We start from the raw sequence: 19,769 nt of genomic DNA on the forward strand, positions 1-19,769 counted from the left end.
GATCGCGCCTGCGCTTAGAACGATTCAAGACTAGAGCTATTCAAGTCGTCTTCATTCGCGGCGGCTGCTAGACGCGCCAGCGTCAATGCAGTGACTTGGAAGTGAATTGAAAGTGCGTGCCTCTGCGGATGGCCCTCGCGTCAGCGGCCATCGAAATCGCGCCGCCAAGAGCGGTGCAAGTCTTCTCCTCGGCGCGGCCGTGCTGGTGGCCGAATATCCCACCGGCAGCACGATCGCGCAGGCGCAAACGGCGCTGCCGCCGGTGAACGTGGATGCGCCGACGCAGCGACCGAAGGCGTCGCGCGCTTCGGGGCAATCGCAACGACGCACACAGGCAGCCGCGCGTCGCAATCAAGCCATCGTTCCGCCCTCAGCGCAGACTTTGTCCGAGCGTGCAGCGGCAGAGGCCGCCGCGCAGCAGTCCGCAAAGCTCGGCTATCGTGCCATGCCGAGCGCAACCACCCTGCGTTCGGGCGCTTCGCCGCTCGACACATCACAGTCTGTCAACGTCGTGCCTGCACAGGTCCTCAAGGACCAGCTGCCGCGCAACATCGACGATGCCTTGGTCAACATCAGCGGCATCACTCAGACCAACACACTCGCGGGCACCCAGGACGCGGTGATCCGACGCGGCTTTGGTGACAATCGCGACGGCTCGATCATGCGCAACGGCATGCCGCTGGTGCAGGGGCGCAGCCTCAATGCTGCAGTCGACAGCGTCGAGGTGCTGAAGGGGCCGGCCTCGCTCCTGTACGGAATTATGGATCCCGGCGGCATCGTCAACACCATCAGCAAGCGCCCGGAGCTCTATCAGCACGGCTCGATTTCGCTGCTCGGCTCGGCCTACGCCAACGATCGCAACGGCGCCGACGGCACCGTCGATGTCACCGGCCCGATCGGGAATGGCGGCCTTGCCTATCGGTTCATTGGTTACGGCGTCAGCGAGGATTACTGGCGCAATTTCGGTCGCCATCGGGAAATGCTCGTAAACCCGTCACTCGCCTGGTACGGCGAGACGACGACGGTCCAGCTCACCTATGAGCATCGCGAATTCATCTATCCCTTCGACCGCGGCACGGCCCTCGCCAACGGCGCGCCGCTGGCAATCCCGAAGACGCGCCGGCTCGATGAACCCTTCAACAACATGTGGGGCACGTCGGATCTGGTGCAGGGCTCGGTCGAGCAGAAGCTGAGCGAAGATTGGAAAGTCACTGCGGCGTACAGCTACAACACCGAGACTTACAGCGCCAACCAGCTTCGCATCACCGGCGTCAATGCGAAGACGGGCATTGAGACCCGCAGCAACGACGGTACCCAGAACTCGCTCAGCAACGCAAGCTACGGCACCTCCTACATGCAAGGCGACGTCTGGGTCGGCGGCTTCCGCAACGAGATCTTGTTCGGCGGCGAGGCGTTGTATCGCACGATCGATCGCCGCGACTTGATCCGCCAGGCGACTCCGAGCTTCAATGTCTACAATCCGGTCTATGGGCTGATCGCGCCGGGCACGACCGTTTCGCCTGTCGACAGCGAGCAGACCGACAAGCTCGGCACCCGCGGCTTCTTCGCCCAGGACACGTTCCATGTGACCAACTGGCTGTCCGTGATCGGCGGCGTGCGCTGGATGCAATATGAGCAGCTCGCCGGAAAGGGCCGACCTGTCTTCGTCACCAACACCAACCTGTCGGGCGACAAGGTGCTGCCGCTCGGTGGGATCATCGTCAAGCTGAGCGAAGAGCTCTCCTATTACGTGAGCTATACGCAATCGCTGAAGCCGACTTCGACGATCGCGGCATTCACCAGCGGCTTCGTCGTCGATTCTACCATCGCGCCTGAAGAGGGCACGCAGTGGGAGACCGGGCTGAAGTTCGATGTCAACAAGCGGTTGTCGGGTACGTTTGCGGTCTACGACATCAGAAAGAAGAACGTGCTGGTGCTGGATGACATTGGCGGTGGCAGGTCGACCGGGCGGGCCTCGGGCGCAGCCCGATCGCGCGGTGTCGAACTGGACGTCACCGGCAGGCTCACGGATCAATGGAGCATGATCGGCAGCTACGGCTATACCGACGCGCGCCTGATCGACGATCCCCAAGTCGGCAACGCAAAGTTATTGAACGCCGCGATGAACACCGCGTCGCTTTATCTCGTCTACGACTTCGGCGACCGGTTGCCCGGACGCCTGCGGCTCGGTGGCGGCGCCCACTATGTCGGCGACCGGCCGGGCGACACCGCCAACACGTTCTTCCTCCCAGCGTACACGGTTGCCGACATCTTTGCGACCTACGACACCAAGCTCGACCAGGTACCCGTGACATATCAGTTCAACGTCAAAAACCTGTTCGACAAGGTCTACTACACCTCCACCACCGGCAGCGCCCTGAACGTCGCGATGGGCGACGGCCGGCGCATTTCGCTGTCGGCAACGGTGAAGTTCTAGCCATGGCGATAACACGACAAGGCAAGAAGGCCAGCGCCGATGCGTAAGCTCGGGCTCGCAATCAAGGCTGCACTGCTCCAGGTCCATTCCATCGCCGGCCTCGTGCTTGCTCTGTTGCTCTCTTTGATCGCATTGACCGGCGCGATCATGAGCTTCGAGGACGAGATCGTCGATCACTTGAATGCCGGCATCATGCAGGTCGTGCCACGGACGCCGCCGCCACTGCTGCCGGACGAGCTGGTATCGCGCCTGAAGGCCGTGCCCGATGCCGGCGAGGTCGCGGCCATCACGCTGTCGAGCGATCCGGCTGCGGCCGTTCACATCCGCTTTGCCCGTGACGAGCAGGGTACGCGGCCGTCCTCGCTCTATGTCGATCCCTATGACGGGACCGTGCTTGGCGTGCCGCGCGGCGAGGACTTCTTCGCGACTGTGCGCAGGCTGCATCGCTGGCTGCTCGTTCCCGGCGATGGCAGGGGGTGGGGACGCCAGATCACCGGCGTTGCCGCGCTGGGCCTGATCGCGATGCTGATCTCAGGGCTCGTGCTGCGCTGGCCGCGTCGCCCAAGCAGCGTGAAGATGTGGCTGAAGCCAAATCTCGGGCTCAGCGGGCGCGGCTTGCATCGCTCGCTACACGCGGTCATCGGCACCTGGGTCCTGCCGGTCTATCTCGTGATGAGCCTCACCGGGCTCTGGTACTCCTTCGATTGGTATAAGGATGGTGTCGTCTGGCTACTGTCGCGTCCGCATGTGGCGGCGGCGAAGAGGCCGCCGCATCCATCCGGTCGTGCCGAGCCGACCCAACGGGTCGGGTTCGATCGTGCGTGGTCGACCCTCCGGCGCGAACAGAGTGCTGGCTTCGCCAGAGCCCAGCTGATGCTCCCGGCTGGACCGGGGACGGTCATGCGAATCCGGTCGTGGCCGAAAGACTCCACCCTCGAAAGCGCACGCGATGAATTCCGCATCGATGCCGCCACAGGCCAGCTGATCTCCGCCGAGCGCTATGCCGACAAGACGCTCGGTGAGAAGACGATTGCAGGCGTGTTCGATATCCACCGCGGCGCCATTCTCGGCTGGCCCGGCAGGCTTGGGTTCATGATCTCAGCGGCGCTGATGCCGCTGTTCGCGATCACCGGCGTGCTCCTGTACCTGTCGCGCCGCAAGCTGCGGCTCTCACGCCAGCGCGCAGCGTTCGGCGATAATGCCGCCGATGGCGCGGGCGAACGGCAGGTTGCATCCCTCGGCAATACCAAGAGCTAGCTCGACCGCGTTGAGCTGCGGCAGGCCCGCTAGATCGTTCGCGCGCCGCAGCGATTTGCGCTCGCCAAGTCTGGTCGGCAGCGCCGCGTAGCCGAGGCCGGCCTTGACGGCGCCGACCAGGCCCGAAAGGCTGCGCGCTTCGCAGGCGATGCCCCACGCTCGTCCGGCCAGATCCAGGCTGCGCAACGCCTCGCCGCGATAGGCACAGCCGTCCGCGAAGGCCACCAGCGGAACGGCATCGACGGATCGGCCGGATGCCGTCGTCTTGCCGAACCATGCCATCGGTTCGAACGCGATCGCGGCGCGGACCTCGTTTGTGGGGGCCCGCTTGTAGAAGGCAAGGTCGAGCCGGCCATGGCTGACGTCCTCGGCGAGCCGTGCCGACACGTCTGTGCGCACCGACAGCCGTGCCTTGGGGAAGCGCGAGCGGACTTCGTCGAAGGCCGAGGCGAAATCGCGCTCGAGAAAGTCGGCCGGCATGCCGAGCCGAACCCGCTCTTCTGGCGGCCAGCGCATCGCTGCGATGGTGCGGTCGTTGAGCGCGATCATCTCTCGCGCATGGGTAACGAGCTCCGCGCCCTTGGCGGTCGGTCCGAGCACTCGGCCTCGAATCCGCTCCAGCAGGGGATGGCCGACCACGGCTTCGAGCCGGGCGATCTGAAGGCTGATCGCGGATTGCGATCGTCCCAGCTGCTCGGCCGCGCGCGAAAAGCTCTTCAGCGCGACAATGGCGAGCAGCGCGCGAAGCGTATCGATATCGAGGGTTGTCGGCATGGGAAGGCTCCGGACGGCGCCGCCGGATGAGGCTCCGGCTGGACGGGCAGTCAGAATGAGATTTATCGATCAAGCGATTGCAGAAATCAATTTCTCCCTAGCAGGGTCCGCGCGCTATCAGGGCAGACAGCGCCAGCCGGAAATCGAAGGCGCGGAGGAAACACATGCAACGCCGCACCGTTCTGAAGGGCTTTGGATTGACCGCCACTGCCGCCATCGTCACCACGCCGGCCTTCGCGCAGGGCGCGGGCGGCGCCGCGACCGCACCGCCATCGTCGTCTCCCTGGCCATCACCGCAGCCGGCAACAGGCAGCCAGCTTGGCCATTGCCGCATCGGCAACGGCCCCGCGGTCTGTGTGGTGTTGCACGAATGGCTGGGCGATCACGTCAACTGGGAGCCGGTGCTGCCTTATCTCGACCCTGCGCGCTATACCTTCGTGTTCATGGATCTCAGAGGGTACGGTTGGTCACGCGCCATGGGCGGAAGCTACACGCTCGATGAAGCCGTCTCGGACGTGCTGCACACCGTCGATCAGCTTGCCATTACCCGCTTCCATCTGGTTGGCCACTCGATGTCCGGCCTTGTGGCCCAGAAAATCGCGCTTGAGGCCGGAAGCCGGCTTCAGAGCGTGACGCTGTTCTCGCCGGTGCCGCCCAGCGGCTTCCGGGCCGACGAGGCCGCGATGAAGGCGCTCAACGCCGTCATCGACGAGGACGAGGCGGCCGGACGTGCGATCACGGCCCGCACATCCAGTCGCTACGGCGCCGGTTGGCTGCGCCGCAAGCTCGCGATTGCGCGCGAGGCCTCGACGGTCGAGGCCAAGCGCGGTTATCTCACCATGTTCACGTCCTCCGTCATATCAGGCGAGACGCATGCGCTGGCTGCGCCGATGCATGTGGTGACCGGCGCCCTGGACATTCCGTTCTATCGCGGCGAGCCGCTGCGGAATTCCTTCGCGCTCGCCTATCCCGGCGTGACATTCGAGATCATCGACGATGCCGGCCATTATTCCATGTTGGAAACCCCGGTCCGGGTCGCCAGTATCATCGAGAAGCGGTTGGCGGGTGCGGGCTGAGACACACCTATCGCTTCGAACCTCATCCTGGAGATCCGGTACAAAATCTCGGATGGCCCAGGGGGATGATGATGTCGCCAATCCGAGGCTTGCTCGCATTCACGATCTGTTTTGCGGCGCTTCTCGGCCTGTTCGATACGCCGAGCCGCGCCGATGCAGTCTGTAAGGAGCCGGAAACGGGGTCGAAGGAGGCTCCGATGGTCTCGCCACCGACCTTGAATGTGGTGACAGGAGCCGGGCGGTTGCAATTCTACTCGGCGCCGAAACCGGGCTGTTCGATGAAAGGGATCTTCGTCATCCCCAGGGACGAACTGATCGTCTATGCTCGAACCGGCGATGGCTGGTCGTCGGTCATGTACATGAATCCGAGAACGACAGATAGCGTATCCGGCTGGGTCAGGTCGGAGCGGTTGAAGCAGACCGGGACCGTCGCGCCGAAGCAATGAGGGCCTGCGTACGGAGTGGCTAGCCAACGCGGTAGCAATGGTCCAAAAGCGTCGGATCCTTTCGACTTTCAGGCGCGTTTTCCCATGGCTATTCCCAGCGTAACTCCGGCCGATATCCGCCGCGCGTTGCTCCTGCGCGAGGAAATCGCGCTGCTCGATCTCAGGCATGAGGCGGCCTTCGCCACCGGCCATCCGCTGTTTGCGGCCAATATGGCCGTGGACCGGATCGCGATCGAAGCCGAGGTCCGGCTGCCGCGCAAGGATGTGCCGGTCGTGCTCTATGATGACGGCGAGGGACTGGTCGGAGCAGGCGCCGAACGCCTCGCAAGCCTTTCCTACACGAATGTCCGCGCGCTCGATGGCGGGCTGAGCGCCTGGCGCGGGGCGGGCTATGAGGTGTTCGAGGACGTCAACTCCTACTCGAAGGCGTTCGGCGAACTGGTCGAGGCGCGCCGGCATACACCCTCGCTCAGTGCCGACGAGGTGGCCAAACTGATCGCGGACAAGGCCAACATCGCCATCCTCGACGTTCGCCGCTTCGATGAATATGCGACCATGAACATTCCGGGCTCGGTCAGCGTGCCCGGAGCTGAACTGGTGCTGCGGGCCGGCCAGGCCGCGCCCGATCCCGACACCACGATCATCGTCAATTGTGCCGGCCGCACCCGCTCGATCATCGGCACCCAGTCGCTCATCAACGCAGGCGTGCCCAACAAGGTGCGGGCCTTGCGCAACGGCACGATCGGCTGGACGCTGGCGCGGCACACGCTGAGCCATGGTGCCGACCGGCGCGGCGCGATCGGGTCGTTCGAAGGCGGTCCGGCCAATGCCCGCGATGTCGCCTATCGCGCCGGCGTCCGCCATGTCGGCGCAAACGAGATGTCGGCGCTGGTCGCTGCGACCGATCGCACGCTCTATCGCTTCGACGTGCGCGATGCCGAGGAATATGCCGCCGGACATCTCCCCGGCTTCCGCCACTATCCCGGCGGTCAGCTCGTGCAGGAGACCGATATGGCTGCGCCGGTCCGCGGGGCGCGCATCCTCCTGACCGACGACAAGGGCGTGCGCGCCGACATGACGGCCTCCTGGCTCGCGCAGATGGGCTGGGAAGTCTATGTGCTCGAAGGTGGCTATGACCGCACGCTCGAGGTCGGCCCGCCGCTGGTGTTGCCGAAGCCCGACCCCGCGCATCGCTACCACCGTCCCTACGAGGGAACCGGCATCGCAGAGGGCGCGATGCAAGCCTATCTCGACTGGGAATACGGCCTGGTCGACCAGCTCCGCCGGGACGGCACGCATGGGTTCTACGTGATCTGAGCGCGGCGGCGTCGTTTCTTGCCTATTGTGCTGTGCGGCGTCCGCGGTCTAAGAGCTGCGGCAAAGCCGCCAGTCATGGAGATTCTATGTCAGCCCCAGGCCAAAACCCTGAGCGGAGCGCGAAGGCGCTGCTGCTTGAAGGTGTCAACGACAGCGCCGTGGATCTGTTCAAGGGCGCAGGCTTCACCAATGTCGAGCGCCTGACCAAGGCGCTGGACGGCGAGGCGCTGCGCCAGGCGCTCAAGGGCGTCTCGCTGCTCGGCATCCGTTCGCGCACCCAGATCACCGACGAGGTGCTCGGGGCCGCCGACGGGCTGCTCGCGGTCGGTTGCTTCAGCGTCGGCACCAACCAGGTCGATCTCCTGGCGGCGCGCAAGCGCGGCATTCCCGTGTTCAACGCGCCGTTCTCCAACACCCGCAGCGTTGCCGAGCTCGTGATCGGCGAGATCGTGATGCTGCTGCGGCAGATCTTCCCGCGGTCGGTGTCGGCCCATGAGGGCGGCTGGGACAAGTCCGCGGCCGGCAGCCGCGAGGTGCGCGGCCGCACCCTCGGCATCATCGGCTATGGCAATATCGGTTCGCAGCTCTCGACGCTGGCCGAAGCCATGGGCATGCGGGTGATCTATTACGACCGCACCGACAAGCTCCGCCACGGCAACACCGAGCCGGTCGAGAAGCTGGAAGAGCTGCTGGCGCAGAGCGACGTCGTCAGTCTGCACGTGCCCGAGACGCCGGAGACATCAGGCATGATCGGCGAGAAGGAGCTGCGCGCGATGAAGCCGGGCGCGTTCCTGATCAACAACAGCCGGGGTACCGTCGTCGACCTCGACGCGCTTGCGGGCGCCTTGCGCGACGGTCATCTCGCCGGCGCCGCCGTCGATGTGTTTCCGGTCGAGCCGTCGTCGAATTCGGAACGCTTCAAGAGCCCGATGCAGGGTCTCCGCAATGTCATCCTCACCCCGCATATCGGCGGCTCGACGGAAGAGGCGCAGGAGCGGATCGGGGGCGAGGTGGCGCGCAAGCTGGTCGACTATTTCATCACGGGCTCGACCATGGGCGCGGTGAATTTCCCCGAGGTGCAGCTGCATTTGCGCCCCTCCGGCGCGCGCTTCAGCCATGTCCATCGCAACGTGCCCGGCATGCTGCGCCGGCTCAACGAGGTCTTCCTCCAGCGCGACATCAACATCGCCGCCCAATATCTAGAGACCGCGGGCGACCTCGGTTACGTCGTGCTCGACGCCGATCTCGGCGGCCAGGATTCAGGCGCGCTGCTGGCGCAGATCCGCGCCCTGGAAGGAACGATCGGCGCCCGGCTGGTGTTCGAGCACTAGCGCTGCGTTGACGGCCGGCAGCAGGCCGTATTGAATGCGCGCGATGGCGACGGATTCACCCCGCCGCCATGGCCTGTGCGCCGCCGAGCAATTGCGCATTCAGCCTCCCGCCGGAGAACAGCATGTCGTCGAGCGCCTCGTCGATATCGGCTGAAATCACCGAATGGCCGCCGTCGCGCGCGAGGCTCGCCTGCGCCAGTCGTCGCATCAATTGCTTGATGAACGCGCAGCTCGTGCCCTCGCTGCGGCAGGCCGCCTCGGCGATGACCGCATCCTCAAGCGGCAGTCCCTTGCCGTAGAGCCGGACCAGCTTGGCACGGCCGGCCTCGTCCGGGAGCGGCACTTCGATCGCCTGATCGATACGGCCCGGGCGGCCGGCGAGGGCGCCTTCGAGGTCCTCCGGCCGGTTGGTGGTGAGGACGAACAGGATGTCGGCGTCCTCCTTCAGCCCGTCCATCTCGTTGAGCAGCTTGTTCAGCATGGATTCCTCGCAGGGTCCCATGTCGTCGCGATCGCGGGCGATGAGGTCGACATCCTCGATCACGACCATCGACGGCTGGAGCAATCGCGCCAGGCTCATATAGGCGCCGAGCAGGGCGATCTGCTCGGCCGTGATGATCAGCGTGGTATGTCCGGGCAAATGTGTCGCGAGATAGCGGATGGTGTGGGTCTTGCCGGTCCCCGGCGGGCCGTACAGCAGGATGCCCTTGCGGGTCGACTGGCCAAGCCGACGTAATTGATCGCGGCTGCCGACGAAGGTCAGCACGTTGCGATCGAGCAGCCGCAAGGTCCGCTCCGGCAGGATCACCTCGTCACGTGCGACCGGCGCTAATCGATGCACGGTGATGCCGCGCGAGTTGCCGCGATAGTCGGAATCGGCGTCGAGCGAGAGGATCTTGCCGCGATAGCTGCGCGCGGCTTGCACGGCCTGTTCCAGCTCGCCAAAACATTGCTGGACGAGAACCGCGCCTGCGGTGCCCACGGGCACCATGATCTCAAGACGAATACCCGGCTCGCGGCTGAATTCGCGATGTGCGCTGAGCAGAACCGCAAAGTGCAGGTCGTCCTGCTTGCATAGCCACAGGCCGTTATCGAGGCATTTGACCGGGCTCTTCTCGCCGACATCGATGTCGGAATATTGCAGCGGCGCAATTGCGAGCGCATTGCGGCCTTCCCGGAGAAGCCGCGACATCGACAGCGTTTCGTAGCGCTGTTCCTCGTTCAGCCCGAACAGCCTGATGGCCTTGCCGAACAGCCTGTCGATGGCCGTCTGGAGGTCGACCCGCATATGTCCGGGAAACTGGCGGATCGTGGTCACCAGCTTGCTGCGCGCGATCCCGGTAAAGTGCCAGTCCAGCACATCGCAAGCGTGTTCGAATTCCTCTTCCGGCTCTGCCGGCATGCTCAAGGTGTCTGCTGCCTGAATGCAGTCGCTGCACAGCCAGACCGTGCGGTTGCCGACGCGAATGTCCGTCTGTCCCTGCGGCTTGCCGCAGAGCTCGCAGGGAGTCTTGATCTCTTCAAGCGTGATCTTCAGCGGATGTTGCCCGAGCCAGACATATTGCTTGGCCGATTTGAACAATGCCTCCGCGACCGATTGTGGGTAGGGACCGCAGGCGACTTTCTCTTCGCGCTCGATCAATGTCACCAGCGCGGCGGCCTCGCGCTCCGTCTTGCCGAACACCTGGCGGAGCAGAGCGATGACGAAGTCATCCGGCGTATCGTCATCATTGTAAATTACGAGCTGAGCCGGCTCACGCTCGCCGCGCGCATCATCCATCATAACAACTCCGCTACAACTTTCACTAGAATGGAACGAATAGGGAACACAAAAGGGAGCAGCCGTCAAGCACGACGTTGCCGGGAGGTCGCAGACGTGCTGTGCAGCATGACTGCTGTCTTTTTGACAATCCGATTCGCTTCGGGTATCTATTTCGCATGCGAAATAAACTGCCCGAGGCGAGGCATCACCGGCTGATTTATCTGCTGAACGTCGCGCAACGCCGTTTGCAGCGCTGGATGGCGGCGCAGCCTTCGAGCGAAGTGACGCCGGCGCAGGCGGGGCTGCTGTTCATCCTCGGCAAGCAGGATGGTGTCCTCATGGGCGAGGCGGGCGCAGCGCTTGATATGGGGCCGGCCGGCATCTCGGGTCTGGTCGATCGCAGCGCTGCGGCAAAACTGGTCGAGCGGCGAGCCGATCGCGATGACGGCCGCGCCTGGCGGGTGTGGTTGACGCCGAAGGGCCGCAATGTGCTTTCGCAGGCGAAGAGCGATGCGGCCGCGGTCAATGCCGCGCTGACGGAGGGGTTTACCAGCGCGGAGGTCGACATCGTCGCGCGCTGGCTGACGAGTATTCAAGAGAAGTTTCCAAGAGATACCGCAAGAGATACAGAGGAATAGCAGGAGAGACCCATGACCGAGCATGTGCGAGTTGAGAAGAACAACAACGGAGTTCTCACGATCACTCTGGCGCGCCCAGACAAGAAGAACGCGCTGACGGACGCGATGTACGGCAAGCTCGCCGACACCATCGAATCCGCCGAGTCTGATCCGTCCGCGCGCGTGCTGCTGATCCGCGGCGAGGGCGACATGTTCACCGCCGGCAATGACGTCGGCGAGTTTGCAGCCGTCGCGTCAGGCAAGTCCGAAGGCAGCCGCAATGTCGGCCGTTTCATTCAGTCGCTGGCGCGCTGCAGCCGTCCGCTGGTCGCGGCCGTGCAGGGCCGCGCCGTCGGCGTCGGCACCACGATGCTCTTGCACTGCGATCTCGTCGTGCTCGCCGACAATACCCTGTTGTCGACGCCCTTCGTCAGTCTTGCGCTGGTGCCGGAGGCCGCCTCGAGCCTGCTGATGCCGGCGCGCATCGGCTATGCCCGCGCATACGAGATGTTCGCGCTGGGTGAGACTGTCCCCGCCAAGGCCGCGCTCGAATGGGGCCTGGCCAACCGCGTGGTGCCGCTCGACAAGCTCGACGCCGAGGCGCTTGCGCTGGCCCAGCGCCTCGCGCGCCAGCCGGCCGGTGCACTCATCGCAACCAAGAAGCTGATGCGCAATGGCGAGGCGCTGGTCGCGCAGATGCTGGCCGAGGGCGAGCAGTTTGCGCAGCGTCTGCGCACCGCCGAGGCGCGCGAGGCATTCACTGCGTTCGCCGAGCGGCGTCCGCCCGACTTCACAAAGATTTCGTGAAGTCCGGGGCCTGCTTAACGGTTTGGTAAGGCCAGAATTCCGGCGCCTGACAACAACCTTAACGGAACATTGGCAGGTCGCGGTGCAAGGTGGCCAATCTTTGAACGTAGGCCCCTTGTGTCTCATGGCATTCTTTAAGAAATCGGTAAGCTCGCTTCTCCTGACCTTGATGGCCTTGCTGGCGGCCGGTGCGCTGGCCTCTACGGCGATCCAGATGGTCGGGGCGTTCGGTCGCTACAGCGACAGTCTCGAGACCGCGCGGCTCGCCGCTGCCGACAAGGCAATTTTCCACGGCGTCCTGTCCTTGCGCAACAATCGCGGCGACGCCCAGAGTGCGCTGCTCGGCGACGATGACGCTCGGCCAAAGCTGGCCGAGGCCGAGAAAGCTGAGCAGGGCGGCTTTGATGGCGTCAGCGCCGCGATGGCCAGCGTCAACTTCGCGCGGCGCGACGAGCTTGCCGGCACGCTGAAGCAGCGCTGGGGTGAGGCCGCGCCGCAATTCCAGTTGTTCTACGACGAAGCCAAGCGTCCGCGTGCCGAGCGTAAGATCGAGCGGACCAATTCCTGGTACGACGCCGTCACCAAGGTCATCGAAACGGCGAACCTCGCCTCCACCGCGGTGTCGAACCGCGCCTGGATGGACGATCCCTTCATTGCCCGCATGATCCAGGTCCGCCGTCTGGCCTGGCAGGTGCGCGACCGCTATGGAATCCATTGTTCGGCATTGCGCTCGAACGTCAACAGCAGCAAGCCGCTCGACGACAATCAGAAGCGCACGCTGGCGCAATGGGACGGCACCATCAATTCCGGCTGGTCGGGCATGGACGAGCTTTTGGCCTCGCCAGACGTAGCCGCGGAGCTGATCACCGCTGCCAAGGAGGCGCGCGCCAAGACCGACGGCGCTCTCAAGCAGATCGGGGAGATCACCAGGAACTTTGACGGCAGCGGCAAGCCAGCCATGGCCGCTTCGGAATGGAATACGCTGTGCCAGTCGCCGTTCGCGTCTATCGTGGCCGTCGCGAACAAGGCGCTGGACCAGTCGATCGCGCGGGCCGAAACGGTGCAGGCGAAGGCGCTGACCAATCTCGTGGTCCAGTCGCTCGCCTTCCTGCTGGCGCTCGCCGTGACCTTGGCCGGTGTCTACGTCGTGCGCAATCGTCTCATGCGCCCGGTGCGTGCCATCCTCGACGCAATCGCCCGTATCAGCGCTCGCGATTATGCGACGGCGGTTCCGCAACCCCGATATCCCGACGAGTTCGGCACCATGGCTGCCGCGCTCGAAAGCCTGCGCGAGAGCGCGGCCACCGCGGAACGCCTCGGCCAGGAGCGCGAATCGCAGCAGGCGTTGCAACTCGCTCGTTCGGGTACGGTTGATGCCGCCTGTCGCAGCTTTGATGATACGGTGCAGGCCGTGATCGAGAGCGTCGCCGCATCGGCCAAGGAGCTCGATGCCACGGCGACCGATGTGCGCTCGCTGGTGTCGGAATCGAGCAGCCAGACCTCTGCAGTCTCGTCCGCCGCCGAGCAGGCCACCAATAATCTCGAGACCATCGCGGCCGCGACCGAGGAGCTCTCGGCCTCGGTCGGCGAGATCTCCGCGCAAGTGCAGTCGAGCGCGCGCGAGGCCCGCGAGGCCGTGGCTCAGGCCGAGCAGACCAATGCGACGGTCGAGATCCTCGACCAGACCGCAAGTCGCATCAGCGAGGTCGTGAAGATGATCCACGCCATCGCCGGCCAGACCAATCTGCTCGCGCTGAACGCCACCATCGAGGCTGCCCGCGCCGGCGAGGCCGGCCGCGGTTTCGCCGTGGTCGCCGGCGAGGTCAAGAGCCTCGCGTCTCAGACGGCGACGGCGACCGAAGAGATCTCGCGCCAGGTCGAGGAGATCCAGGGCGCGACCGGTCAGGCGGTTGCCGCCATCCGTTCGATCGGCAGTGCCATCAACGGCATCGATGAGAAGATGACCGCGATCGCGGCCGCCGTCGAACAACAGCGCGCAGCCACCACGGAAATCTCCCGCAATTTCCAGCAGGCCGCCCAAGGCACCCGTGAGGTCACCGACACCATCGGCAGTGTCGCCAGGCTCAACCAGGAAACCGGCAATGCCGGGACGGTGCTGTTCCAGTCCGTGACCAAGATGTCGGCCGACGCCGATCGCCTCCGGGTCGCGGTCGAGGGTTTCCTTGGCGCGGTGAAGACCGCTTAGGTTCCAGCCCCTGTTCGATGGCGCGCGGATCGGCATTGCCGCGCGCGCGTTCGCCCTGTAGATGGTAGCGGTACCATGATCTGACGCGCCTTACCGGCGCATCAGAACAAGCGACAGGACTCCAGGGAGATATTTTCGATGCCGGTCACCCCTCACAAGGCCCAGCGCCCCTATCGCGGCGTGTTCCCCGTCGCCCCCACCATCTTCGACGAGCGGGGTGAACTCGACCTCGAGGGCCAGCGCCGCTGCATCGATTTCATGATCGATGCCGGCTCGCACGGCATCTGCATCCTCGCCAATTTCTCCGAGCAGTTTGTGCTGACCGATGACGAGCGCGAGACCGTGATGCATGCAGTGCTGGAGCACGTCGCCGGCCGCGTGCCCGTGATCGTGACCACCACCCATTTCAGCTCGGCCGTGTGCGCCGCGCGCAGCAAGCAGGCCGAGGCGGCGGGCGCCGCGATGGTTATGGTCATGCCGCCCTATCACGGCGCGACGTTCCGGGTGCCTGAAAAAGGCATCGTCGAATTCTTCAAAGTGCTCTCGGGCGCGATCAACATTCCCATCATGATCCAGGACGCGCCGGTCGCGGGGACGCCGCTCTCCGTCGAGCTGCTGGCGCGGCTCGCGCGCGACTTCGCCAACATCCGCTATTTCAAGGTCGAGGTGCCCTTTGCCGCGGCGAAGCTGCGCAGCTTGATCGAGACCGGCGGCAGCGCGATCGAAGGTCCCTGGGACGGCGAGGAAGCGATCACGCTGATGGCCGATCTCGACGCCGGCGCCACTGGCGCAATGACCGGCGGCGGCTATCCCGACGGTATCAGGCAGATCATCGATCCCTATTTCGCCGGCGATCGCGAAAAGGCGAAGGCCGCCTATGAGCGCTGGCTGCCGCTGATCAATTACGAGAACCGCCAATGCGGCCTGATCGCATGCAAGGCGATGATGCAGGCCGGCGGCGTGATCAAGTCCGACACGGTTCGCCATCCGCTGCAACCGCTGCATCCGGCGACGCGCGCGGGCTTGCTGGAGCTGGCCAAGGAGCGCGACGCGCTGGCGCTGCGCTGGGGTAAGTAGAGTCTCTCCACTGTCATTGCGAGGAGCTCTTGCGACGAAGCAAGCCAGAGTATTTCCGCGGATACAGTCTGGATTGCTTCCCTGCGCTCGCAACGACCGAGTTTGTTGAGGCTATCGCGCCAGCTTCCACTCACCAATGATGCGAAAGCGTGCTTTCGCCTCATCCTGTTTGAACAGCGTGATGCGATCGATCTCAAGCGTATCGAGCTTCAGCGCCGCGAACCGTCTGCGCAGCATCTCCAGGATCGGCCCGTGCCGCTCGGCATCGAGCCTTCCCGTCAGCGTCATGTGGAAGCGGAATTCTTCCATCACGTAAGGGTAGCCCCAGCGATCGAGACATTCGCGCTGGCGCTGGCTCAGCTTTTCGGGCCTGCGCCGCGCGCGATCTTCCGCCGTGAGCGCTGGGCGAAAGCAATCGAAATCGCGGACGCAATCGGCGGCCAATTGCTGGAGAGCGTCGACAGGTTCGGCGGGGATGACGGCGATGAAGCCGCTGATGGCATCGACGATCGGCCGGATCAGCGGAATCGGCCGCACCTTGCCGGCGAATGTCGCGCACGCAGTCACGAGCTCCGCCTCGGTCCCGCCTGATGCCAGGGCCATCGGTGCCTTCAACGTGCCGTGAAATCCGTATTTGCGGGGATCGGCGGTGACGTCGCGCCAGTCCGGCGCGATGCGCAACGCCTCATCCGGAAACGAGACCTCGTCTCCGGTGTAAGCCTCATAGCCCAGCAGCTCGGCGCCGAAGCGGGTGAGCGCGTTGTCAGCGCCGGCGGCAAAGTAGATCGCGTAGCGGGGAAAACCTGTCATGGTCGCAGCATAACCAAATTATGCCGCAACGACAGTCTCGCGCGGCATTGTTGCCGCGCCGAGCAGCCGCGTTGCATCAGTCAGATGCACGAGCTTTCCGGCCGATATCACCGCAACCAATCGCGGTCGCAGCGGTACGCTGTCGTCGACGAGCAGGATATCGGCGCGATGCCCTGCGGCGAGCGTGCCGCGATCGGTCAAGCCGGTGGCTTGCGCGGGCGCCGATGAGATCAGCTTCCAGGCCTCGCCCAGCGGCAGCACGCCGTCCGCGGCGAGGCGGAACGCGGCGAGCAGCGGAGCGGGGTAATAGTAGTCCGAGGCCAGCACGGAGCAGAGCCCCTTGGCGATCATGTCCGATGCCTTGGTCCAGCCGGTGTGGCTGCCGCCCCGCACGACGTTCGGCGCGCCGTAGACGATGTCGTCGCCGGCGGCCGCGGCTTCGCGCGCGGTCTCCTCGTTGATTGGAAACTCGGCGAGCGTCACGCCCATGGTACGAAACTCCCGGCGCATCACCAGCGTCGCGTCGTCATGCGAGAGCATCCGCACCTCGGCGGCGCGCGCCGCCGCGGCCAGTCGGGCGATCGAGGCCGGAACATCGGCCGCACGCGACACGATACGCGCAACCAGCTTGTCGAACGCCGCGCTCGACAGTCCGGTGCGCTCCACCATGCGGTTGCGTTTGCGCGGCTTGGCCATGTCGCCGACGGTGCCGTCCATGTGATCGTTGAAGGCGAACAGGTCGACGCGGCCCTCGGCGAGCCACTGGCCGATCTCTGCCTCGGCATCGAGATTGTAGGTCTCATGCCGCAAATGGAAGCGGGTGTCGGCGGCGAAATGCGGACGCTGCCGCTCGATCGCCTCGAGCAGACGTCGCGCGTTGTCGCCGCTGCGCAAGCCGGGCTCCCACGACCAGGTCGTGGCGTGGAAAACCGTCGTGATGCCGTTGCTGATGACCTGGCGGTCCGTCTCCGCCAGTGCCACGTCGATCGGGAAATCGACGCCGGCGCGCGGCATCATCTGCCGCTCGAACGCGTCACCGTGCAGATCCACGATGCCGGGGAGCACCAGCAGATTGCGCGCATCGATCGCGAGCCGCGCCCGGCCGCGCGGGGCATCGATCTGAGCAATGTCGGTACTGGACACCGCGAGGGATGTCTCGACGAGCTCGGAGCCGATCAGGGTCCGGCCGCCTTCAAGGAAAATGTCTGTCACGCGACCGCGCTTCGTTTGGTGGAAGATGAACCTGCTTCGTATGCTGCCAGGAATTCTTCAATCGAGAGCTTGCGAAAATCGGGCAGTGCTGCACGCAATTTGTCGTGATCCCAGTCCCACCAGGCCAGCTCCGCGAGCCGTCCGGCAATCTCCTCGGAGAACCGGCGCCGAACGATGCGCGCCGGATTCCCCGCGACGATGGTGTAGGCCGGTACGTCCTTGGTGACGATGGCGCCGGCCGCAATCACGGCGCCGGTGCCGATGTTGCGGCCGGGCAGCACGATCGCGCCATGTCCGATCCAGACGTCATGGCCGATACGGACATGATGCTGCCGCCGCCAATCAAAGAATTCGGCGTCATCGCTCTCGCTCGGGAAGTAAGCACTGGAGCGGTAGGTGAAGTGGGCCTGCGTGGCGCGGTGCATCGGGTGATTGCCGGGATTGATACGGGTCATCGCCGCGATCGAGCAGAACTTTCCGATCGTCGTGTAAGTGATCTGCGCGTCGTTGACGACATAGGAGTAATCGTCCATCGCCACTTCATGCAGGATCGTGCGAGCGCCCACCTCCGTGTATGCGCCGAGCCGCGTATCGTGCAGCTTCGCGGAAGGATCGATGGTCGGCTCGACCGATAGCACCTTGGCCATGTTGCATCCGGGCGTTCGAGGGCGGGCGTCCCTCTTCGAGTCGCTTGATGACGATGTCGTGACGCGACGATGACAGGGGATGAGATGTGCTGGATCGCCGCACTGCGGTCTCGGTGTCACACAAGTGTTAAGCACGCGCGTTAGCGGTTGGCTCCAGCTGCTACTCGGGAGCTCTGCATGCTGGTGTTGGAAGGTCTGACGTGCCGCTTCGGCGCAAAAGCCGCGGTGGACGACGCTTCGTTTCAAGTCGCTCCCGGCAGCTTCGTCGGTGTGATCGGGCGCTCCGGTGCCGGCAAGTCGACCCTGCTGCGAACCATCAACCGTCTGGTGACGCCGACCCAGGGCCGCATCCTGTTCGACGGCCTCGACGTCACCTCCTTGCGCGGCGGGGAGCTGCGGCAGTGGCGGGCGCGCTCGGCGATGATCTTCCAGCAGTTCAACCTGGTCGGCCGGCTGGACGTGCTGACCAACGTGCTGATGGGGCGTCTCGCCACCATGCCGGCCTGGCGGGCGCTGTCGCAGCTCTGGTCCGAGCAGGACAAGGCGCTGGCGATGTCGGCGCTCGAACAGTTCGACATCGCCGCGCTCGCCGCGCAGCGTGCCGACCAGCTCTCCGGCGGCCAGCAGCAGCGCGTCGCGATCGCCCGCGCCCTGGTGCAGCAGCCCGACATCATCCTCGCCGACGAGCCGATCGCCTCGCTCGATCCGCGCAATACCAAGATCGTCATGGATGCGCTGCTGCGCATCAACAAGCATTTTGGCATCACCGTGCTCTGCAATCTGCATTCTCTCGACCTGGCGCGCGGCTATTGCGACCGCCTGATCGGCATGGCGGCGGGCCGCGTGGTGTTCGACGGCGCGCCGTCGGCGCTGACCGATCTCGTCGCGCGCGAGCTTTACGATCTCGAAGCCGCCGACGTCATGGGCGCCACGCCTGCGCCGATGCCCCAGGGCGTTCCAGCGCTCGGAACGGCCGCGGCGGCCTGAGCGACGTCGCGCTACTTGCTTTCGTACGAACCGACCTTAACCAAAGAAGGGGCTAACGATGATCACTCGCAGACTGGTTCTTGCCGGCGCAGCCGCGCTGACCTTTGCCGGATCCGCTTCCGCCGAAGACTGGCGGGCGAAATATCCGGAAATCACCTTCGCCGCGATTCCGGCCGAGAACGGCTCGGGCGTGACCGAGCGCTACGCTCCCTTCATCAGCTATCTGTCGAAGGAGCTCGGCGTCAAGGTGACGCTGCGCGTCGCCAACGACTACGCTGCCCTCATCGAAGGCCAGCGCGCCGGCAACATCCAGATCGGCTATTACGGTCCGGCCTCCTTCGCGCGCGCCCGTCTCACCGGCGTCAAGACCGACGCCTTCGTCATCGACGTCAACTCCGACGGTTCGAAGGGCTACTATTCCGTCTTCTACGTTCTGGCGAAGTCGCCCTACCAGAAGATCGAGGACCTCAAGGGCAAGAATCTCGGGCTTGTCGATCCGAATTCCACGTCCGGCAACAACATGCCCCGCTTCAAGCTGAACGCGATGGGCATCGATCCCGACGCCTATTTCTCCAAGGTCGTCTTCACCGGCAGCCACGAGAACGCCGTTCTCGCGCTGGCCCAGGGCACCGTCGACGTCGCCGCCAATTGGTGGAACGCGGACGACGATTCCAACCTGACCCGCATGCTCAACAAGGGCATGGTGAAGTCGGCCGACGGCACCGTGATGAAGAAGGAGGACTTCCGCATCATCGTGAAGTCAGACCTCATCATCAACTCGCCCTACGCCTATCTCAGCGACCTGCCTGAAGACATGAAGGCCGCGATCAAGAAGGCCTTCCTCGACGCGGCGCAGAAGGACCCGGAGGCGTTCAAGAAGCTCTCCGACGGCAAGAACAAGCCGTGGGAGCCGGTCGCCACCGAGGACTACAACAAGACCATCGAGCTGATTAAGTTCGTCGACAATCTGCGTAAGAAGGCGTCCTGAGCTCGTCGGGACGATGCA

17 protein-coding genes are annotated in these 19,769 nt (G+C 64.7%); 12 read left to right on the plus strand and 5 right to left on the minus strand.

Annotation, left to right across the window (positions count from 1 at the left end):
* Nucleotides 1-112 precede the first annotated feature (112 nt).
* Both X265_RS04745 and X265_RS04750 read left to right on the plus strand, forming a co-directional pair.
* Complete coding sequence (locus X265_RS04745) at nucleotides 113-2,437, plus strand: TonB-dependent siderophore receptor (protein WP_128963853.1); 2,325 nt, start codon at nucleotides 113-115, stop codon at nucleotides 2,435-2,437.
* Between the two features lie 39 nt (nucleotides 2,438-2,476).
* Nucleotides 2,477-3,694 (plus strand): PepSY-associated TM helix domain-containing protein, encoded by a 1,218-nt coding sequence (locus tag X265_RS04750; protein WP_128963854.1) that lies wholly within the window; start codon nucleotides 2,477-2,479, stop codon nucleotides 3,692-3,694.
* On the opposite strand, the gene X265_RS04755 is transcribed toward X265_RS04750, so the two are convergent.
* Complete coding sequence (locus X265_RS04755; RefSeq protein ID WP_128963855.1) at nucleotides 3,608-4,468, minus strand: LysR family transcriptional regulator; 861 nt, start codon at nucleotides 4,466-4,468, stop codon at nucleotides 3,608-3,610. The genes X265_RS04750 and X265_RS04755 overlap by 87 nt on opposite strands.
* 164 nt (nucleotides 4,469-4,632) lie before the next feature.
* Here X265_RS04755 and X265_RS04760 point away from each other — a divergent pair, with 164 nt between their 5' ends.
* From X265_RS04760 to serA, 4 genes are all read left to right on the plus strand, one after another.
* Nucleotides 4,633-5,544: an alpha/beta fold hydrolase gene (locus X265_RS04760; RefSeq protein WP_128963856.1), complete on the plus strand. Its 912-nt coding sequence runs from the start codon at nucleotides 4,633-4,635 to the stop codon at nucleotides 5,542-5,544.
* Nucleotides 5,545-5,741: 197 nt separating this feature from the next.
* Nucleotides 5,742-5,990, plus strand: coding sequence for a hypothetical protein (locus tag X265_RS04765; protein ID WP_244659476.1), 249 nt, complete (start codon nucleotides 5,742-5,744; stop codon nucleotides 5,988-5,990).
* An 84-nt stretch (nucleotides 5,991-6,074) separates the two neighbouring features.
* On the plus strand, nucleotides 6,075-7,307 hold the full coding sequence (locus X265_RS04770; protein WP_128963857.1) for a rhodanese-like domain-containing protein: 1,233 nt from the start codon (nucleotides 6,075-6,077) through the stop codon (nucleotides 7,305-7,307).
* Between the two features lie 86 nt (nucleotides 7,308-7,393).
* Entirely contained in the window at nucleotides 7,394-8,638 is a 1,245-nt protein-coding gene (gene serA, locus X265_RS04775; protein ID WP_164938426.1) for a phosphoglycerate dehydrogenase, read from the plus strand.
* A gap of 55 nt (nucleotides 8,639-8,693) precedes the next feature.
* Here serA and X265_RS04780 read toward each other — a convergent pair whose 3' ends face one another.
* Nucleotides 8,694-10,421: an ATP-dependent Clp protease adaptor ClpS gene (locus X265_RS04780; RefSeq protein ID WP_128963859.1), complete on the minus strand. Its 1,728-nt coding sequence runs from the start codon at nucleotides 10,419-10,421 to the stop codon at nucleotides 8,694-8,696.
* 155 nt (nucleotides 10,422-10,576) lie between these two features.
* On the opposite strand from X265_RS04780, the gene X265_RS04785 reads away from it, so the two are divergent.
* The 4 genes from X265_RS04785 (at nucleotide 10,577) to X265_RS04800 (ending at nucleotide 15,107) form a co-directional block, all read left to right on the plus strand.
* Nucleotides 10,577-11,038, plus strand: a complete 462-nt coding sequence (locus X265_RS04785; RefSeq protein ID WP_128963860.1) for a MarR family winged helix-turn-helix transcriptional regulator — start codon at nucleotides 10,577-10,579, stop codon at nucleotides 11,036-11,038.
* 12 nt (nucleotides 11,039-11,050) lie between these two features.
* A complete protein-coding gene (locus X265_RS04790) occupies nucleotides 11,051-11,824 on the plus strand; it encodes an enoyl-CoA hydratase (protein WP_128963861.1) in 774 nt (257 codons plus the stop codon).
* A gap of 124 nt (nucleotides 11,825-11,948) precedes the next feature.
* Entirely contained in the window at nucleotides 11,949-14,030 is a 2,082-nt protein-coding gene (locus X265_RS04795; protein WP_164938427.1) for a methyl-accepting chemotaxis protein, read from the plus strand.
* Nucleotides 14,031-14,168: 138 nt separating this feature from the next.
* Nucleotides 14,169-15,107, plus strand: a complete 939-nt coding sequence (locus X265_RS04800; RefSeq protein WP_128963863.1) for a dihydrodipicolinate synthase family protein — start codon at nucleotides 14,169-14,171, stop codon at nucleotides 15,105-15,107.
* A 111-nt stretch (nucleotides 15,108-15,218) separates the two neighbouring features.
* Here the strand turns inward: X265_RS04800 and X265_RS04805 are convergent, their stop codons facing one another.
* The 3 genes from X265_RS04805 to X265_RS04815 are packed head-to-tail and all read right to left on the minus strand — an operon-like array spanning nucleotide 15,219 to nucleotide 17,776.
* The gene (locus X265_RS04805; protein ID WP_128963864.1) at nucleotides 15,219-15,917 is read right to left on the minus strand and encodes a DUF1045 domain-containing protein; all 699 of its coding nucleotides are present in this window, start codon (nucleotides 15,915-15,917) and stop codon (nucleotides 15,219-15,221) included.
* Nucleotides 15,918-15,935: 18 nt separating this feature from the next.
* Complete coding sequence (locus X265_RS04810) at nucleotides 15,936-17,129, minus strand: alpha-D-ribose 1-methylphosphonate 5-triphosphate diphosphatase (protein ID WP_128963865.1); 1,194 nt, start codon at nucleotides 17,127-17,129, stop codon at nucleotides 15,936-15,938.
* A complete protein-coding gene (locus X265_RS04815; RefSeq protein ID WP_128963866.1) occupies nucleotides 17,126-17,776 on the minus strand; it encodes an LbetaH domain-containing protein in 651 nt (216 codons plus the stop codon). The genes X265_RS04810 and X265_RS04815 overlap by 4 nt, the downstream gene beginning before the upstream one ends.
* A gap of 177 nt (nucleotides 17,777-17,953) precedes the next feature.
* On the opposite strand from X265_RS04815, the gene phnC reads away from it, so the two are divergent.
* Nucleotides 17,954-18,763: a phosphonate ABC transporter ATP-binding protein gene (gene phnC / locus X265_RS04820; protein WP_128963867.1), complete on the plus strand. Its 810-nt coding sequence runs from the start codon at nucleotides 17,954-17,956 to the stop codon at nucleotides 18,761-18,763.
* A gap of 58 nt (nucleotides 18,764-18,821) precedes the next feature.
* Nucleotides 18,822-19,751 (plus strand): phosphonate ABC transporter substrate-binding protein, encoded by a 930-nt coding sequence (gene phnD, locus X265_RS04825; RefSeq protein ID WP_128963868.1) that lies wholly within the window; start codon nucleotides 18,822-18,824, stop codon nucleotides 19,749-19,751.
* Nucleotides 19,752-19,769: the final 18 nt, after the last annotated feature.

This window comes from Bradyrhizobium guangdongense, from assembly GCF_004114975.1.
GTDB classification, from domain to species: Bacteria; Pseudomonadota; Alphaproteobacteria; order Rhizobiales; family Xanthobacteraceae; genus Bradyrhizobium; species Bradyrhizobium guangdongense.

Bases quoted from the DNA above. Each gene is read 5' to 3' on its own strand.
- X265_RS04750 (WP_128963854.1), top strand. From the start codon at position 2,477: ATGCGTAAGCTCGGGCTCGCAATCAAGGCTGCACTGCTCCAGGTCCAT.
- X265_RS04770 (WP_128963857.1), top strand. From the start codon at position 6,075: ATGGCTATTCCCAGCGTAACTCCGGCCGATATCCGCCGCGCGTTGCTC.
- X265_RS04795 (WP_164938427.1), top strand. From the start codon at position 11,949: ATGGCATTCTTTAAGAAATCGGTAAGCTCGCTTCTCCTGACCTTGATG.
- X265_RS04755 (WP_128963855.1), bottom strand. From the start codon at position 4,468: ATGCCGACAACCCTCGATATCGATACGCTTCGCGCGCTGCTCGCCATT.
- X265_RS04780 (WP_128963859.1), bottom strand. From the start codon at position 10,421: ATGATGGATGATGCGCGCGGCGAGCGTGAGCCGGCTCAGCTCGTAATT.
- X265_RS04790 (WP_128963861.1), top strand. From the start codon at position 11,051: ATGACCGAGCATGTGCGAGTTGAGAAGAACAACAACGGAGTTCTCACG.
- phnD (WP_128963868.1), top strand. From the start codon at position 18,822: ATGATCACTCGCAGACTGGTTCTTGCCGGCGCAGCCGCGCTGACCTTT.
- X265_RS04805 (WP_128963864.1), bottom strand. From the start codon at position 15,917: ATGACAGGTTTTCCCCGCTACGCGATCTACTTTGCCGCCGGCGCTGAC.
- X265_RS04765 (WP_244659476.1), top strand. From the start codon at position 5,742: ATGGTCTCGCCACCGACCTTGAATGTGGTGACAGGAGCCGGGCGGTTG.
- serA (WP_164938426.1), top strand. From the start codon at position 7,394: ATGTCAGCCCCAGGCCAAAACCCTGAGCGGAGCGCGAAGGCGCTGCTG.
- X265_RS04815 (WP_128963866.1), bottom strand. From the start codon at position 17,776: ATGGCCAAGGTGCTATCGGTCGAGCCGACCATCGATCCTTCCGCGAAG.
- X265_RS04760 (WP_128963856.1), top strand. From the start codon at position 4,633: ATGCAACGCCGCACCGTTCTGAAGGGCTTTGGATTGACCGCCACTGCC.
- X265_RS04800 (WP_128963863.1), top strand. From the start codon at position 14,169: ATGCCGGTCACCCCTCACAAGGCCCAGCGCCCCTATCGCGGCGTGTTC.
- X265_RS04785 (WP_128963860.1), top strand. From the start codon at position 10,577: ATGCGAAATAAACTGCCCGAGGCGAGGCATCACCGGCTGATTTATCTG.
- phnC (WP_128963867.1), top strand. From the start codon at position 17,954: ATGCTGGTGTTGGAAGGTCTGACGTGCCGCTTCGGCGCAAAAGCCGCG.